This window comes from Novipirellula caenicola, from assembly GCF_039545035.1.
GTDB lineage: Bacteria > Planctomycetota > Planctomycetia > Pirellulales > Pirellulaceae > Novipirellula > Novipirellula caenicola.
The window spans coordinates 1-16917 of record NZ_BAABRO010000003.1; the positions used below are offsets into that span (position 1 = coordinate 1).

Here is a 16917-nt window from a genome sequence, read left to right on the forward strand (position 1 = left end):
ATTCGAGGAATTTAGGTGCTCAGACACGATTTGTGTATAACGCCGTTGCAGTCGCCGTTCCATCGGCGGAAGATTTAGTCCATCCAGTACAGCCTAATTCATTTGACGACTTGTGTAGATACCAATGTGCTTCGCTCGGGAGAGGTGACTCGTTGATTGCACCTCTCCCAAACGCAGTTTGGGAGAGGTCGAGCAGAGCCTTCAGCGATGCTCGGGTGAGGGCCTGCCTCCGGCTTGCTCGCACTGGACACCTCACTGGCAACCGCTTGCCGCAATTCAACTTGCTCGGTCGACCCTCACCCGGACGCGGCCATGAGGGCCCGTCCGACCTCTCCCGTGCTTCGCTCGGGCGAGGTGACTCGTTGGTTGCACCTCTCCCAAACGCAGTTTGGGAGAGGTCGAGCAGAGCCTTTCAGCGATGCTCGGGTGAGGGCGTGTCACCGGCTTGCTCGCACCGGACACCTCGCCAGCAACCGCTTGCAGCGATTCAACTTGCTCGGTCGGCCCTCACCCGGACGCGGCCTTGAGGGCCTGTCCGACCTCTCCCGTGCTTCGCTCGGGCGAGGTGGATTGCTGACTGCACCTCTCCCAGAACGAAGTTTAGGGCGAGGTGGCAGCAGAGCCTTCCGCAAGAATGGTGTTGCGAAGATACCTTTGTTTTGACGATTCTGTCTGTTCTATCTCAGAAACCATCAAAAACGGAAATTGACTGTGAAACGACTTCTCGCCTTTCTTTCATTACCTCTGTTGACAATCGTTTTAAGCAATGACGCAAGTGCTCAGGACCAAATCGCGATATTGCCATTTAATGTGTCGTCATTGGATGCCACAATGCCTTTGCGTGGGGCGCCATCGGAAAAGCGATATTGCGTCAAAACGGATCGGCAACTCCTAGAACAGGCGGTCCAAGCGAAAGTGGAACTAGAATTGAAACTAAAGTTCCCTGAAATGTTTCGGTCGGCTCGTGAGACGAAGAAGAAGGCTGAGGAAAGTCGTCGTCGTCGATCGAAGCTACGCAAGCAACAGCAACTCAAGCCTATTTCGCCAATGATTTAGACTGGTATAAAGGACCACAATGCCGGCTATGACCGCGTGATGCCCCAACCCCTAATGTCTTCTCAAAATCCGGTCATTTTGGGTAATCGATGTAGGAAGTGCTTTTAGATTCAAGGTGCTTTACAAATGTCATCCTTGGGACGCCATCCAAAGAGCGAAGTCCTGGTACAACTGCAAAGATTTCTCGCCAAGTCGGTCGCAAGAAACTGGAGGACGCTACAGCAGTGCCTCGGTTTGAAAAGCCCGCGATGTATTTGGCTGTTCCATCATCATCGTAATTTTGCCTGGTGAGCATCCGTTAATCAAACACTCACACGTGGCAAAATAACGTGTGGACTTGCACCGTCAACGAAACTCACCTTTTGTGATCAGTATCTGTTTTGGCCGGGCAGGACCCCGATCTACCAAACTCAAGTGGTGTGTCTGATATTGACCAGCACCTCAAGCGGATGAAACATAGAAAATAAGCGAATCAGACACGATCTTGGCCGGTAGACCGACGCAACGGCGAGTCTGCAGAATTTGGCACATGCTGCAAACTTTTGCTTCACCTGGGCGTCTGAAAGCGGACGCAATGCGTCAATAAGCTCGGTTTTAGAGGGTGCGGCGATATGGCACACCGCGTGCATCCTTTCCGCTTCGTCGAGTTCTTGGACGAACCCGAATTCATCACCTCTCTGAAAACTCCGAAGAAAAGGAAAGCACTACGATGTTTCGTTCATCCCTCGCTCTGTCATTGTTGACGGCCATGTTTGCGACAGACGTTTCACCTGTGTCAGCATCGCGGCAAACCAACTCGAGTTCGACTCCCTCACAAGCTCAAAGTACACCAGCCGAAGAGCCCAGCGAAGATCAAAAGATTGTCAATGAAGCTCGGCAATGCCTTGGCCGAGAACTACGTAACTTGTAGATGGAAAGCCCCAGCCCGCAGACGGTGTCGGGCTAGAACTCGATTACTTGGCCGTCCGCACGCGTGGTGCGAGATTCGCTGATCAACGTCAATGCATGCGAACTCAAACGCTAGTCCTGCGATTTGCGACCAAGTCGATGCCATGTCCATTGTAAGGGCTTGGTTCGCTTGGCGAGTGAATGAGGCAAACTCAGGGATGCACACACGACGGTAAACAGCGTGCTGTTTTGCCAAGACACGGGGTTACATGGATCTGGGCTACATGGATCTGGGTTGGTCGTTGCCGATGCCGTGCCGGCCGGGACGGTGCAGGTCATCGCGGTTTGCGTCGCAGCATCATGGTCGTCAACGAATTGGCCGCGTGATGACGGTTCGTCGTGAGACGAATTTCCCTGTATCTGCTCAGCAGTACTGTTCAGCACCATCTGCCCCGCCAGCATGACCGAATGCAGTAGCGTGACCATTGGCAACGATCCAAAGCGGACCGAAGTGGCGGTCGGTTGCGGAGTCGTGTTGTGTGGGCGAATGATCGCCACCTGTTCGTGTGTGACTGGTGAAGTTTGCAATCGCAGGGTCGCATTGGACGCCGAATGGCGGAGGTTCGTCGCGGTTTTTGCCGAGCCGTGATCTTTGTCCTCCGTCCCGCTCGGCCCGAGCATCGACATCGCCATGAAGCTGTCCACCGCGGCATGGTTCGCCAAGGGCTCGGACGAAAGCGAGGCAACGGATGCCGACCCGCGGGCGACTCTTTGCTCAAAATAGTGGAAATCGTCATCGATGTAGCTGACGTGGGCGTTGAGATCCGACGCCGTCAGCGAGCTTGATTGCAGCGGTTTTGTCGACTGAGGCGGGCTGACCAGCGTGACCATCGCTGCAGAAGGCGTGTCGATTTTCGCACGTTCAGCACGTTGGATTGGCAGCACGGGCATTAGTGCTCTTTCGGGCGAGTTGTAACTGGTTTGGTCCGTCACGGTTCCTCCCGTATCGTCCAAATCATCCGGAGATACAGCGGGGGATCCGTTATCGGCTGGTTCGCTGTCTTCGGTTTCGGTCATGCTCGGTGAGTCTTGGTCCCATTCCACGAGCGCTTGGTCGCGGTTTAGCGAATCCGTTTCTGTTGGACGGCCGGGCGGATCCGATTCGTGCGACTCGTTCCGGTGATCGAGCGGTGGCTGCAGGAGCTGACTCGGAGCCGGCCGGCCGATGGTCATCTGACGCACGTGCGCAGGTGCAGCGATCTGTAGCGGATCGTGCAGTGACGTTGGTGGATTTGGGGTGGGTTCGCTTGCGGTGCTCCATTCGTCGCCAGCCAATAACGCACGCGTCTCCAATCGCTCGATTCCACCATGAAACGAACGTTGGCGTTTGGCTGTCGCTGTTTTTTTCCAATCATGCCGAGCCATTGACGTTCCCTTCCTTTTCGTTGCCCGAATCGGCGTGGTCGCGAATGCCGGTTGTCGGTTGGTTAGGAGATTGCATCGGCTGTAAGACTCTCGCTTCGGCTTTCCAATCGGCGTTGGTGCTGGTTGTTCCCGATTGATCCTGGATCTGATGCAGGATTTGGTCTAATTGTTCGCGGTGGCTCTCTAAACATTCCCGGTAACTCGCGTTGTACGGAGCCTTTCGCACCGCAAGCGATTGAAACTCCATCGCTTCGGTCAAATGCTGAACTGCGTTTTCCATTTTGCCTTGATGTTGGTCGATGACACTACGGTTATGCAGCACGCCCGCCAACCGGCTGAGTGTATCGGCCGGCGCGGTCTCGGATACCAAGTCACGCCTCAGGATCTCTTCGGCTTTGATAAATTCCTGTGTCGCCACTTCGTTGGGCTCACGGTTCCAAAGCAATTGTCCAAGGTTGTTATGGGCCACAGCGAGCTGTTGGCGTGAGACAGGGTTGCCGCGGTCGGTTTCGGTTTCCAATGCTGCGATCGAAGCACGCACCAATTTGATCGCTGGAGTGACGTCACCTCGTTGGCCCCACAAGGTAGCCAAGTTATTGCGTGCGATCGCTAATTGGCACAGCGGCGAGGGCTGCCACGCGGCGAGTCGCTCGTCGGTTTCGCGGACTGCGTCTTCAGTAGGAGTCAAATTCCACGATTCAAGTTCGCTGATATTGGCTTGCAGCAGCGTTTCGGCTTGATCTGGATCGCGGTCCATCAGCATCGCCACCCGCGCATTCCGGCATTCAAATAACTGCTGTCGTGTGCTGCGGTCTTCGTCGTGCCGAAGCGATACATTTTCAAGTTGTTGCTGCAGATCCATCAGCAATCGGTCAGCCTGTTCAGCGTTTCCGCAGACCCACAACAAAGATCCCAGATTGGTCTGCGTTGTGGCCCACTGACGGAAAAATTGCGATTGGTTCTTGTGGCTGGCTAGCAGCGTTTCAAGTAACGTTGCCGCTTGCTGATAACCTTCCAAGGCTTCGCTGTAGCGTCCCTGGTCCTTTCGCAGTGCCGCTAGATTATGAAAACAGAGTGCCAGGTCGGCTTGATCCGAATCGGTGCTTTGCCCCTGATTGGCCAGAGCGGTAAAGTCAGCGATGGCTTGCCGATAATGAAATTCCGCGTCCTCGAATTTTCCCAATCGCGTCTGCAGTGCTCCGAGCCGATACCGCACTTTGGCAAGCTCGGATCGCATGTGCGTGCTTTGCTTGGCGTAACGCAGGAAGTCCAGATAGTATCGTTCGGCTTCGTGCAGTATCTCGGCTCGCAACTGATCGGTGCCGGAAATCTCGGCCAGTTGTTCTGAGATCATGCCACTGAATCGATCGACCGCATGATGCGCTTGGTCCAAATGCAGCTGGGCTCTTGCGGTGGCTTGGTCCTTCAGCTTGCTCTGCCGCGACACCAGCAGTATTCCCACGGACATCGCAATCCCGAGCGTCAGCGAAATCGCCAACGCCGAGCACACCAGCCCTTGTCGACGCATCGCCCATTTGAATGCGCGATCGACCAGCGTGGGACGCCGCGCCAAGGTGGGGCGGCCGTCGAGGAATCGCCGTAAATCCTCGGCCAATTCACCCGCGGTGGCATAGCGTTCGTCTTTGGATTTGGCGATCGCTTTACAAACAATCGTTTCCAAGTCGACTGAGATCGCCGGGTTCAGCCGACGAAGTGATGGAGGGTCGTGTGATTCGATTGCGCTGAGTAATTGTTCGCGGTTGGTTGCTGCAAACGCGGGCTGCAGCGTCAACAATTCATACAACGTGATGCCCAGCGAGTAGATGTCGGTGCGGTGATCGACTTCTTGTGACCGTCCAGCGACCTGTTCGGGACTCATGTAGCGAGCGGTGCCGATGATGTTGCCGTAGGCGGTCAGATTGTTGACGCCGCGACAACGAGCCAAGCCAAAGTCGGCGACCCATACCTTGCCAGCCGCGTCGACCAGCAGGTTGGATGGTTTGATGTCGCGATGCACCACGCCCTGTTGATGCGCGTAATCGAGTGCGCCGGCGACATCGATAATGATCTGGACCGTCGAACGCACAAAATCGCGATTGCGGACGGTTTCGGCGGTGTTGATTGCCGTGCTGGCGAAGGGGCTTCGCGAAGGGGACGCGACCGCGTGCGAGGTTCCGCCGCTGCGTGCTTTGGACAACACGTCGCTGGCCAGGGCGTTCGCGGAAACACCGATGGTTGTGTCAAAGGCCACGTCACTCAGGTCATCGGCTGCGACAGCGTCCCCGGCGTGATGAAGCTGCGATAGCGGACGAGCTTTTTGCTGATGCCGCATCTCTTTAATCGCTTGTTCAAGCGTTTGTCCATCGATCAGCTGCATGCTGTAGTAGTGAACGCCACGTTCGCAGCCGACGGCAAACACCGGCACGATGTTAGGGTGATGCAGCGAGGCGGCCGCTTGGGCTTCGTTACGAAAACGTGCGACTTGTTGCTGGTCCAAGACCGCGGCAAACGGCAATACTTTCAGCGCCACGCTACGTCGCAGCGAAAGTTGCGTCGCGGCATAGACCACGCCCATTCCACCACGGCCAATTTCACGCTCGATACGGTAGTCGCCGAGCTGCGATTGGCTGCCAAATTCGGTGGGATCCGCCGCAAGGTCCGTTTGCCTAGTCGGCGTTTTGTGAACAGGGCGACAAAGCAGTCTGAGACTTTCAAGGTGCCCTTGCAGATGCTCGCTGAGTTCAGGGTGCCGCGCGAGCAATCGTTCCGCCTCGGCCTCGTCACCCGCTTCGAGTGAACAAGCGTATTGATCCAGCAATTCGGCCAAGCGTGTTTGCAGGCTGGTGGGCAGCGATTGCCAGGAAGGCAGGGCAGGGTGAGTTACAGCGTGCATGTTTGGTTCACTCGATCAACGTTGGTTCATTGTCTGGCGGAGACGTTCAATGGCCCGCATCCAAAGCATGCGGGCCGCTCCGGAGGTTCGCTTCATTCGCTCGGCAACATGGTTAAACGGCAGTCCCTCGATGTGCCTGAGCACAATCACTTCTCGATATTCCTCGGGTAAACTTGCGATGGCATTGGCCATTTCAATGAGGGCTTCTTGGTGATCCGCCTCGGAAGCAGGCGATCGTGCATGATCCGAAAGCATCGATTCGATTCGTAGGTGGGATCGGTTCAAGGCGTCATTGGCATCCTGCAGTGATCGTTCCTGGCGAACGTCCCGTTTCGCGGCTAACAGGTGAGTTTCAACGGTGCGGGCAAGATTATTGATCAGTATCTTTCGTAACCAGCCGGTGAATTCGGCCATCGTACTACCGGAGAATTTCTCGAAGTCTCGATGAGCCTCCAGCATGGTTTCCTGAACCACATCGGACGCACTGACGCGTCGCCGGACCCGTGCATCGAGCTGAGCCTGCGTAATCACCTCCATGTAATTGCCATATTTTGATAGCAGCGCTCCCACACTCGCGGCATCGCCTGCCCGAGCGAGTCGGAGTAGTTCAGACGAGGAGAGTTCGGTGGGGTTGATGGCGCTGAGTCCTCTAGATGTCCTGGCCGGTCCCGCAACAAGGTGTCACGCGAAAACCAACAAATATTATTGGGGGGTGGGGTGGTCCCAGGCAAGACACCGCAAACCGCAGGGGTGTTCGCATGTTTGCGAACGCGGCAAATGAGCCTCAGGCAAGAGAGAAAATGCCCGAAAAAGAAGAGAAGCCCGCCGTGGACAAGGCTGCCGTGCCGCTATGCGTGCTCGGGTAGTCGCCGTCGCCCGAAGGTGGTGGCTCGTGTTTTTGCGGCATCCATGCACGCTCTGGCGAGCGTAGCTACGGTCCGGTCACAGCGAGTGAAACGTTCGATTTTGACCGGGCGGCTCGCGCCGCTCCGCTATAAAAACCACTCGGTGAGGGCCAAAGTGGATGGCATTGGGCGTGAGCCACCGGCTAGCGGAGGTGGGAAAACAGAGCCCAGCGGGCGACACACTCTGCCGTCAGTGTGTCGGCCTCCGGCCTATTCGCGTGCCACTAAATCAGCAGTCTTCTTCCTCGGTGAAGAGGTGACTGCAGCACAGGCAGGAAGAAAAATTACCCCCCGGCTTACAACCGGATCACTTCTTGTTCGTGAACGGTTTCCGACTTTTGCTCGCAGCATGCGGCCAGCTCGAACTCGACACTCCAGCGACCATTTTCGTCGCCGGTAACGATCCAGTGAGGTTGCACGCAAACGCTTTGGTGGACCAGTTCGAATCCAGATTCACTTTGGCTGACCGTTTGAATCGGGAACGCCCAGATGCCGCTGGGCCGATTGATCTCAAGCGACACATCGATCCCGAGCCAGCGGTCCGAGAGACTCAGTCCAAGTGCATTCTCGAGGTCCAGTTGCTCGCCAAGTTGTCCGAGTCGATGACCGTTGACGTCCGAGAAGTAACGGTCGTCCGCACCCGATGGCAGCCCAGCAAAATTCAACTCGATGCCGAAATGCAGCGGTTGGTTTTGCGGAACGTTTTCGAGCAGATAGGCAACCGTCAATCGATCGCTGCCCGCGTGCATCGTCACCGCCTTGGTCAACGAGATCGGAATGCCCCAGGCGTTACCATCGCGACGCATCTGGACTTGCACGCGATCAGCCCCGCGACGCAGTTTGGTTTGGAACGCCAATTCGACAAAATCGCCGCGTTCGGTTGCTTCGCCACGTGCGACGTTTTCCAAAGTCGCATCGTTGTCATAGAAGTGGTCCATCAAACTCTTGCGAGCGAATCGGTCGTATTGCAGACGCTGGTCCAGATCCTCTTGTTTGAACACGACTCGATCGTGGATGCTTGCAACTTCATCGCCTCCGGTGTTTGGACCCGCCAATACTTTGCGGTGATAGCTTTCGGGACGACGTTGAAGTGTCGCAAGCAGGTTGTGCTGGATTTCGCGAACGTCCAACTCATACATCCGGCCGCCACGCCCCGGTGCGAACCACGCACACAAGCGATTGTTGCTGAGTCGGACTTCTTGGTATCCGTCGAAGTCATAATCCGATGCGGTTGCTTGAACGCTGTGTTCATTGACACCGCTGAGTCGTCCCAGCTCGTTGTCCGCTGCAATCAAGTGTTGGAAAATTGCGTTGCGAAGGTGTGGCAGGTAAATGCCGCCGAACGCACCGTGCCAATAGGGACAATTGCATTGGCCGCGATACAGGTCGTCGCGGATTTGCGAGATCTCGCTGGCACCGATGCCGGTGGCTTCGAGTTCTGCGAGTTGGCGGCTGACGTCCATCATCCGCGCGTACATTTCGTTGGTTTCATCGTACTTGGTTTTGAAGTTACGCCAGTAACCACCACGTACAAAGTTTTTCAAATCGCTCCACTGCGGATGATCTTCCATCGCATGGCTAACATCGTCAAACGTATCTTGTGCTGCAACCGGAAGCGACCATTCGGTCATTTCACGATAGCTGCAGTCGGGCAAATAGATTTTGCCGACCGGTGCGGTGTGCGTGACCGCTTCGTCGAGGGTGACGGTTTTGAGCCAATCGGCGTTGGCGGTCAACGAGTCGAACAGCGAGCGAAGCCATCCTTTTTCGTAGACGTGCACTTTGGTATCGGGCCAAGTGCCGAATTTTTCGCCGTCGTCACCAAACGTCAATACGACGCCAGGCGTTCGATGGGCAAGTTCGCGACAATGATCGATCGTGGCGTCGACGCTTTGGAATGGGATCGTATAGCGAAGGTGCTCGGATCCTGGGAACACTCGCAACACGCGTCCGTCATCTTCGGTCAAGTAATAACCGGTCAACTGAGGATCGCGAAGTCCCGCGGCTCGGAAGTGGAAGTCGTCCAGCACGGTGTACTCGATTCCGGCGTCGACGACATCACTTGTAAGCGAGGACTCCCAAACGCGTTCGGGCGTCCACATCCCGCGAGGGCGAACGCCCAAGGTGCGGTGCAACCAATTGCTGTAGGCTTGAATCTGGCCGATTCGATCGCGCCGGGGCAGCATCGCCAAGATCGGTTCGTACTGAGGTCCACCGATGATTTCGACACGGCCTGCGTCGACCAACATCCGCAATCGATCAACGTACTCGGGGTGGCGATCGGCCAACCACATCATCAGCGGCCCCGAGGTGTGCAGCGAGATTCGCAACGCGTCGTATGGCTCGAATACCTCTAGAAACGGCAGATAGCTGTCCTGGTACGCTTGTTCAAAAACGCCATCAAAGTTACCGATTGGTTGATGGTTGTGCAGAACCAAACAAAGATAAGCGTGAGGCGTCATAGTTGTGATGATGGGGGTGAAAGGGTCAAAATCGGTCGATCACAAACCCAGTGCAAAGGACGCGGTCGCGACCGATCCGATAGGGAATTACCCCCGAGATCGGTAGGGTGCGGTTGGCCTTCACACTGTTAGGACTTGTATCGGCCAGAATGATCCGAATCATTTACCCAAACTGCGGTTTCGTAGCGAAGCCGCGTTTTCGCTGCACTGGCGAGTCGCTGAGGTTTCGCAGACTGGCCCAAGATGCCAAGAAGACCCCGCGGAAATGCAAACGGGTGAGCCGTGAAAATGGGCGGCAAGCAGGAATGGGCCACAAGCAGCAAGTGGCGAGAAGAGGCTGCGCAGAGATGATAGGCAAGGTCGGCTATCTGCGATGGTTCACGCGAGAACACACCGAGTTGTGCGAGCCGGAAAAGCCGCCGTCCCATGGAGCGGTTTGGACTCGCCAAAGTCGAGGCGAGTGGTTTGAGCCACCTACAGCACAAGCCGTGGGTTTTCCGCGGCGGCGCATTTGCGGTATTTCTCGGTCGCCAATTCAGGCAGAACCGTATTGATCATGCACTGGCTGCTCCACTCGAACCCGGCAACCCGGCTGATTCGGGGAAAGAATTCCAGCGACCAATGGAATGCTTCGGCGTTGCCATGGGCGCCCGGAGGCCGCGAGTGCAGCAACATGTTGTACGAAGCGTTAGGAACAAGCGTTTCGAGCCAACCGGCCATCCGTTTGATCATCCGCGCCAAGTCGTCGAGGACGTCGAACGAAAGTTGGTCAAAATGGTCAACATGCGATTTGGTGGTCACACGCAGCAGCATCGGCAACCGGCTGGCGTAAGGACAGTAGGCCACGAGCGAGTTGGTCTGGGCGACGATTCGTTTCTTTTGTTTCAGTTCAGCGCGAATAATATCGCACTGCAGGCAACATCCCGTTCGAGCTTGATGCGACCGCATGCGTTCGTTGATGTTTTCAACGGAATTGGGCATTTGGTCGGTTGCCAGCAATTGGCTATGGCTGTGTTGCAGCGAAGCGCCCGCGTCGCCGCCAACATTTTTGAACAAGCTGATGTATTGAATGCCCGGTTGCATTCGCCAATGTCTCAGCCGGTGTTGGTAAGCCACCAACATCAATTTGATTTCTGTCAAATCCAATTCGCTGAGCGATTGCACATGATTGGGGGATTCAATGATGACTTCATGACCCCCAATGACCTTGTTGCTTTGGAACAACGGATGCGATCGTTTTGTCGGATCTTGATGAGCGGAACTCGATGCCGATTCCGTAACCGCGGGGAATTTGTTGGGGACGACGCGAACCGACCAATCGTTCAGCGGGCCCGATGGCGACGCGGTGTCATCCGATGGTGGGTACAGCACTTGAAAGCTGTCGTCCGGGTTGATCTTGGCGACCCAGGTTGGTGGCGGCGTCGTGTGTTCTTCGCCCGCACAAAACGGACACTCGATCGCGGTCGTGGTCGGAACCCGCTGCTCGGTCCCAAATTGATCAGGACGTGCTTCGCGGTGAGGCGCAAAAATCGTCCAATCGCCCGTGATCGGATTCAGCCGAGATTCGGCACAGCCACTTGGTTCCTGCAGTGGCGTCGGCGTCTCGTGAACCGCTGGCGTTGTAGAGGCCCCACTGCGTCTTTGTAGACGAACCAGTTTCTTGCTTCGATTCGCGATTCGCGAGGGGGCATTTTCGATCACGTGACTACTTTACATACAGGTTTATTTTCGTGCACCAATTCCTGTGGGGGTGCAGGGACCATACGAGATCCTAACGGATCATCGTAGGGTTTGGCGAGACAAAATTAGCGAAAAGTTGCTGATTCATCTCGGCGTTTGATGATCGTTTTTGCCTGTGAATTTTTAAGGGCAATGGTTTTTGCATAAAGCTCGATGTACTGGTCGGCGCTATGCCGCCACGAGAAGTCTTGCGACATCCCGGTTTCGATAATTTGTTGCCATTTTTCTTTTTCGTGATATCTCAGGTGCAATGCCCGTCCAATCGTTTGATCGAGCGCCTCGGCATTCGCTGCGGGAATGAAAAAACCTGTTGCAGTACCGTCAGCGAGTGTTTCTGCTGTACAATCGACCACAGTGTTCGCTAGGCCACCAGTCTCTGTCACAATCGGCACCGTTCCGTAGCGGAGGCTATACAATTGGTTCAGTCCGCACGGTTCGTATAGACTTGGCATTACAAAGACGTCCGAGCCAGCTTCGATTAAGTGTGCTAATTCGTCACTAAATCCGAGATACAACGCAAAGCGGTTCGGAAAAGCTTGGGCCAATTGGCGAAGCGGTTCCTCGTAACGCGCTTCGCCGCTGCCGAGCACAACCCACTGGACCGGACGGTCCTGAGTCAGGTGCGCTTGCAGCACCGGCAGGATCATGTCCCAACCTTTTTGGCTCGCCAAGCGTCCGACCAATCCGACCATCGGTAGCGACTCGTTGGGCTCTAATCCAAATCGCTGTTGGATCTCGCGCTTGTTCGCTAGTTTCCCCTGCTTGTAAAATCGAGCGTCATAAGTTGCAGCAAGCTTGCTGTCGGTTTCGGGATTCCAAATAGTTTGGTCGATGCCGTTTATGATTCCCGAAAGCCGATCGCGTCGACCACGTAGCACGCCATCGAGTCCACAGCCTTGTTCGGGGCCACAGATCTCCTCGGCATACTTGGGGCTGACCGTGGTGATCATATCGGCGGAGACGATGCCGGTTTTCAAAAAGTTCAGATGGTTGTAGTACTCGAACTGATTGGAATTGAAATGTTTCCAATCGAGTCCGGTCCAGCGGAACGACTCGCGGTCAAAATGACCTTGGTAGGCTAGGTTGTGAATGGTGAAGATGGACGAGGCGTTTTTGATCCAAGGATAGGCATCGGGTTCGGCCGCCATCATCGCGGGGACGAGTCCTGATTGCCAATCATTGCAGTGGACAATGTCGATAGGCCCATCGAGTCGCGAGATCGCATGCATCGCGGCGCGGCAATAGAAGGCGAAGCGTTCGGCGTTGTCGGGGTAATCGCCGGTTGAGGTGCCGTACAGCGATTCGCGATCAAAGTATTGCGGTTGATCGATAAACCACACGGGGACATTCCCCTCAGGCAGTTTCGATTTCAGGATGCGTGCCCCAATCAGTTTCTGAGGGCTCAACGGGATCGCGAAACTGGTGTCGGTCGATTCGATCGGCAATCCTGCACTTCGTATGCTTCGAAATGCGGGCATGATCAACGTGGCTCGATGCCCCAACGCGGCGATCTTTGAGGGAAGAGTGCCACATACGTCAGCAAGACCACCCGTCTTGGCAAACGGGACGGCTTCAGTCGATAGATAGACAATATTCAATGGAAACTCAAATGATGCATGTTCGTGATGGAATCGCTGTCGCGGTGCTCGCTACTTTAAAAGTCTAGCTCGATTCGCGTGAAAGCTCTACGTTGCGTGAAAACTAACGCAAAAAGTTGGCTAAAGTCGGCTGCAACTGCGGAAAACGCATCGCAATTAAAGTAGATGGCATTGGGCGATAGCGGACGGGCCGATGGTGAGGGGCTGATTGGGGACGGGCCGACAGCGAGCGGACCGACAGCGAGCGGGCCGACAGGGCACGGGCTGATTGGGGACAGGCCCGCTGGCGCCGGGCCCCCTGATGCCGTGGTCGGCTGAAATCGGTCGATCCATTAGACTATCCATCGGTGAAAGCGTTTTTCCCGCACAAGCGTTTCCTTCTCGACATCGAATTGTTGTTTATTCATGACGGTCGCACTTAGCGAATTCTGGGCAAGGTTGGTTCGTAACGGTGTCACCGATGCGGCAGGATGTAAGCGTTACGCGGTGAGCTTTGCCGAGAAAGCGGGGGGATTGCCACCCGATGATGCGGTCTCGCTGGCCAAATTCTTGGTCAGATCGGGGGTGCTGACGCAGTATCAAGCCAAGATGCTTCTGGTTTCCGAAACTGTGAGCCTGCGTCATGGCGGATATCTGCAAACCGAGGCCGCCGCTGCACCGCCGCTGAGTCGGTGGTTGCCGGTGATTCGGCAGCCGAGCCAATCGGCGGCGGAACAAGAAACGGCAGCCGATCGCGAAACGCGGTTGGGGGTTCTGTTTCGTCCTACCCCCGAACAGCTAAGCGGAGGTCGGGATCAATGGGTTGCCGCCCACGCCGGAGTGACTCAATCGTCGCTTCAGTCGATTCAATTGGATCGTGTGGAGGAGAACGTTGTGGTGTTTTCGCCGCTACCAAACGGCGAGGTGTTGTCGGAGGTTTTGAAAAAACATCCACGGATAAAGCCGAAACGTGCGTGTGAGATCGGGATTGCGATCAGTGACGCGTTGGCGGCGCTGCATGCCAATTCGCTGTGGCACGGCGACGTGCGAGCCGATCGCGTGTGGATCGGCAAGGACGGTTCGACACGTTTGTTGCGTGATCCGTCGGGGCCCGCCGTCTCAGCGATGCTCACCAATCCTTATTCCTGGCTCGATCTGCTCGAGTCGCCACACGCCTATGCGGCTCCAGAGTTGGCTGATACCTCCACCCCGTGTAACGCCGCCACAGACATTTATTCGCTGGGCTGTCTGATTTGCCGGATGGTGATCGGCAAGATGCCGTTTCAAGCGGATTCGGTCGAGGAAATGATGTCGCTGCATGCGTCGCATATTCCATCGCCGATCGCCAAAGCGGTCGCCGCCGGCGAGGCGGGTGATCCTTTGTTGCGAGTGGTGGCGTTTGCGTTGGCAAAGAATCCTCAATCACGCTTTGCCTCGATCGCTCAGTTTGCCGACGCGCTGCGTGCGACCGCGGCGATGATCGATCCCGCGTCCTCGGCAGCCGCTTCGGCACCAACCCCCGCAGCGCCCCCGATAACCCCGGCGGCGCCCCCGATCGAAATCGACACGTCGGCGGCGGGCGGCAAAGCCACTCACCGCAGCGACGATGCGGTGCCGGTCGTGACGCCAGCGGAATCGAGGGCCCCGAAAGCGAGCAAGCCAACTTCAAACAAGCCATCTTCAAGCAAGCCAACGCCAAACAAGCCAACGCCAGACCAGCCAACGCCGAGTAAGGCATCAGCTAGCAAAGCTTCCGTTAGCGACAAAGCTTCCGTTAGCGAGCTGGCGGCACGCAAGCCTGCTGCCAGCGAATCTGCAACCAGCAAGCCTGTTGCCGCAGATCCGGTGACGTCGGTCCAGGCGACCCCCACGCCGGTCGTCACCGCCCAACCAGATCTTGCTGCACCGGATCTTGCCGAACCAAATCTTGCCGAACCAAATCTTGCCGAACCAAATCTTGCCGAACCTCAGGTCGCTGACACGGGCGACGTACAGGAAGATGCGTCGGAGCCGGTTGTTGTCGCCGCGGCACCGACCGTGAAGACGCCAACCGTGAAGACGGAAACCATCGCTGCGCCGCCCATCGCGCCACCCGAACCGGCGTCGCCACCGCCGACGAGACGTCGCCGCCGGAAAAAGAAATCCAACAAGGCGCCAATCGTGTTGGGCGGTTTGTCGGTGACGGTCGTGATGCTGGTGATCATGTTGATCGTGGGTGGCCCGGGCGAGTCGCAGCGAGAGGTCCGCAAACGACAACGTCCGCCGATCCCCGCTCGCATTCCATCGGTCAGCGGTCGTGATGTGGATTCAACGACCGAACCCGTCCGGCGCGATCCGGCGCCAGCGGCGATTCCCGGATATCAAATCGTCGACGATGATCGTTTGCTGTGGTTGCCGCCGGTGGCCAGCGAGTCTGCAGCGCCGCTGGAAATGCTGCCTCCCGGTCCCTCGTTGATTTTGACGGTGAACTTGGCCGAGCTGCGTGCGAAGAATAGCGGAAACCACTTTCTCGATTCGCTTGCTCCAGATCTAAAACAGTTGCTAGACCAAGCGTCGGCGCGTGCGAAGGTGCCGGTCGAACAGATGGACCGCTTGTCGATCGCCATGCACAAGGGCAGCGATGGTTGGCCCGAAATCTCGCTTGCGGTCACGCTGCATGATCCCGTGCCACTCGATACGTTGACCAAAGCATGGGACGTGTCGGCGTCGCGGACACCCGACGGAGCCACGTTGTATGCGGGGGATGAAATCGATGCGGATGCATATTTCATCAACGATACCGAGTCGAGTGAGAATCAAGTGACGCGGTTTTCGGTTTCATCGATCGCCCGCGCCAAAGAGATTGCCGAAAGCGGCGGTGCGAGCATCTTGTTGCCTCGCAGCATGCAGTCGCTGTGGGACGCAACGAGCCCTGAAAACGATTTGGCGATGATCGTGACGCCAAACTTTCTGTTCGCCGACGGACGGAAATTGATCGAAGTCGGCGCACCGCGATTAGAACGTCCTTTGAAATCGTTTTTGATTCCTGAAGTGGCCGCCGCGATGGTGTTGGCTCACTTTGACGAAGACCGGCTGTATGCCGAAGTGCGATTGTCTCCGAGCGGCGGGATCGGCGAAGCGACGTTGATGCAGAACTTGAAAAACGCCGTCGAAGCGACTCCCCAATGGGCAAAGGACTTTGTGCTCGATGCGGTCCCCGATCCTTCGTGGCGATTGTTGGCGAACCAGTTGCCGGCGATGATGGATTTTCTGAGCAGCTATTCTCGCTTTGGTGTCGCCGACCAAGCCGCGATCGGCAACGCCTATTTGCCCGCCAACGCGGCAGCCCAAATCACGCTGGCGACGTTGTTTGCGATCAACACCACCGGTGACAGCGGGGGCACGGTTGCTGCGTCGGCGCCCAAGAAAACGTACACGCTGGACGAACTGCTTTCGGAAAAAATGTCGGTCACGTTTGACCAAGAGTCGCTCGAGTTTGGCATCAATATCATCGGCGAGCAATTTGCTGCTTCGCTGCCCGAGGGAACCGAGGTGCCGCCGATGCGAATCGTGGGCGGCGACCTGCAGAAAATGGGGATCACTCAGAATCAGCAGATTCGCGGGTTTGCCAAAAAGGACATGCCGTTTCGTCAAGTGTTGACGGATCTGTTGTTGGGGGCCAATCCTGACAAAACTGCCACCGGTTCGCATGACGTCAAACAGGCATTGATTTGGGTCGTTGCGGATGATCCCTCGCGTCCCGGCAAAAAAGAGCTGCTGATCACGACCCGACAAGCTGCCGAAGGCAAGTACGAATTGCCTGCCGAGTTCGTGGTAACGCCGTAGGCGTCCGGTTATGCGTTTTAGTTGGGCGAGGATTTCGTGAATGTGGCCGCTGCCGCCAGCGGCTAATCTGGTCCCCCTGTCATTGGCAACTACAATCTCAGCAAGCTATTGCCACGACAGCTCGTTCGAGCTTCCGGTTTCGATTT

General features: G+C 56.4%; 8 protein-coding genes. 2 read left to right on the forward strand and 6 right to left on the reverse strand.

Annotated elements, in window-relative coordinates:
- Positions 1–1765: 1765 nt before the first annotated feature.
- Positions 1766–1966 carry a hypothetical protein gene (locus ABEA92_RS07535; protein WP_345683209.1) on the forward strand — a complete coding sequence of 67 codons (201 nt, stop codon included), beginning with the start codon at positions 1766–1768 and terminating at the stop codon, positions 1964–1966.
- Positions 1967–2076: 110 nt separating this feature from the next.
- On the opposite strand, the gene ABEA92_RS07540 is transcribed toward ABEA92_RS07535, so the two are convergent.
- The 6 genes from ABEA92_RS07540 to glgA all read right to left on the reverse strand — a co-directional run bounded on the left by ABEA92_RS07540 (position 2077) and on the right by glgA (position 12967).
- On the reverse strand, positions 2077–3369 hold the full coding sequence (locus tag ABEA92_RS07540; protein WP_345683210.1) for a hypothetical protein: 1293 nt from the start codon (positions 3367–3369) through the stop codon (positions 2077–2079).
- Positions 3356–6262: a serine/threonine protein kinase gene (locus ABEA92_RS07545; protein WP_345683211.1), complete on the reverse strand. Its 2907-nt coding sequence runs from the start codon at positions 6260–6262 to the stop codon at positions 3356–3358. Before ABEA92_RS07545 ends, ABEA92_RS07540 begins: the two co-directional genes overlap by 14 nt.
- A gap of 15 nt (positions 6263–6277) precedes the next feature.
- A complete protein-coding gene (locus ABEA92_RS07550; RefSeq protein WP_345683633.1) occupies positions 6278–6898 on the reverse strand; it encodes a sigma-70 family RNA polymerase sigma factor in 621 nt (206 codons plus the stop codon).
- 565 nt (positions 6899–7463) lie between these two features.
- Positions 7464–9629, reverse strand: a complete 2166-nt coding sequence (locus ABEA92_RS07555; protein ID WP_345683212.1) for an alpha-amylase/4-alpha-glucanotransferase domain-containing protein — start codon at positions 9627–9629, stop codon at positions 7464–7466.
- Between the two features lie 474 nt (positions 9630–10103).
- Positions 10104–11330: a galactose-1-phosphate uridylyltransferase gene (locus tag ABEA92_RS07560; RefSeq protein WP_345683213.1), complete on the reverse strand. Its 1227-nt coding sequence runs from the start codon at positions 11328–11330 to the stop codon at positions 10104–10106.
- Between the two features lie 104 nt (positions 11331–11434).
- On the reverse strand, positions 11435–12967 hold the full coding sequence (glgA, locus tag ABEA92_RS07565) for a glycogen synthase GlgA (RefSeq protein WP_345683214.1): 1533 nt from the start codon (positions 12965–12967) through the stop codon (positions 11435–11437).
- 405 nt (positions 12968–13372) lie between these two features.
- Between glgA and ABEA92_RS07570 the strand changes: the two genes are divergently transcribed.
- Positions 13373–16771, forward strand: a complete 3399-nt coding sequence (locus ABEA92_RS07570; protein WP_345683215.1) for a serine/threonine protein kinase — start codon at positions 13373–13375, stop codon at positions 16769–16771.
- The last annotated feature ends 146 nt before the right edge of the window (positions 16772–16917 follow it).

What these genes read in the sequence shown, in the direction of transcription:
- ABEA92_RS07535 (WP_345683209.1), top strand. Translation starts at nt 1,766, where the DNA reads ATGTTTCGTTCATCCCTCGCTCTGTCATTGTTGACGGCCATGTTTGCG.
- ABEA92_RS07540 (WP_345683210.1), bottom strand. Translation starts at nt 3,369, where the DNA reads ATGGCTCGGCATGATTGGAAAAAAACAGCGACAGCCAAACGCCAACGT.
- ABEA92_RS07545 (WP_345683211.1), bottom strand. Translation starts at nt 6,262, where the DNA reads ATGCACGCTGTAACTCACCCTGCCCTGCCTTCCTGGCAATCGCTGCCC.
- ABEA92_RS07555 (WP_345683212.1), bottom strand. Translation starts at nt 9,629, where the DNA reads ATGACGCCTCACGCTTATCTTTGTTTGGTTCTGCACAACCATCAACCA.
- ABEA92_RS07570 (WP_345683215.1), top strand. Translation starts at nt 13,373, where the DNA reads ATGACGGTCGCACTTAGCGAATTCTGGGCAAGGTTGGTTCGTAACGGT.